Annotated in this window: 5 tRNA genes; all 5 read right to left on the bottom strand. The window is 45.7% G+C overall.

The window, feature by feature from the left end:
• The 5 genes from HC000_RS18355 to HC000_RS18335 all read right to left on the bottom strand — a co-directional run bounded on the left by HC000_RS18355 (position 1) and on the right by HC000_RS18335 (position 599).
• Positions 1–74 (bottom strand) — tRNA-Pro (locus tag HC000_RS18355).
• 64 nt (positions 75–138) lie between these two features.
• A tRNA-Pro gene (locus HC000_RS18350) sits at positions 139–215 on the bottom strand.
• Between the two features lie 15 nt (positions 216–230).
• A tRNA-His gene (locus tag HC000_RS18345) sits at positions 231–306 on the bottom strand.
• A gap of 23 nt (positions 307–329) precedes the next feature.
• Positions 330–406 (bottom strand) — tRNA-Arg (locus tag HC000_RS18340).
• A gap of 116 nt (positions 407–522) precedes the next feature.
• Positions 523–599: transfer RNA gene (locus tag HC000_RS18335), tRNA-Pro, on the bottom strand.

Here is a 599-nt window from a genome sequence, read left to right as displayed (position 1 = left end):
TCGGCGATGCAGGATTTGAACCTGCGACCCCTTGGACCCAAACCAAGTGCGCTACCAAACTGCGCTAATCGCCGATATATTTTTTATACTTAACTTTTGAATACTTAAACTTTGTATTTAAGACCATTTATAAGAAAATGGTCGGCGATGCAGGATTTGAACCTGCGACCCCTTGGACCCAAACCAAGTGCGCTACCAAACTGCGCTAATCGCCGATACTCTTTGTAAATTGGGGTGACTGATGGGGCTCGAACCCACGACAACCGGAATCACAATCCGGGGCTCTACCAACTGAGCTACAATCACCACGGTATTTACTTGTTTTCAAATGGTGCACCCAGAAGGATTCGAACCTTCGACCCACGCCTTAGAAGGGCGTTGCTCTATCCAGCTGAGCTATGGGCGCATCGAAAACTTCATAGTTTACCAATAAGCTAATTACGTAAGTACAATGGCTTTGTGAAAATGTACTATTGCATTAATACCCAAATAATATCCACTTAGCTTAATTACTTAAGAAAGTGGTCGGCGATGCAGGATTTGAACCTGCGACCCCTTGGACCCAAACCAAGTGCGCTACCAAACTGCGCTAATCGCCG

The sequence above is a fragment of the Pseudoalteromonas sp. MIP2626 genome (assembly GCF_013414205.1).
Taxonomy (GTDB): domain Bacteria; phylum Pseudomonadota; class Gammaproteobacteria; order Enterobacterales; family Alteromonadaceae; genus Pseudoalteromonas; species Pseudoalteromonas nigrifaciens.
The sequence above is the reverse complement of the archived record's forward strand: the minus strand, read 5'-3'. Positions and strand labels throughout refer to the sequence as shown.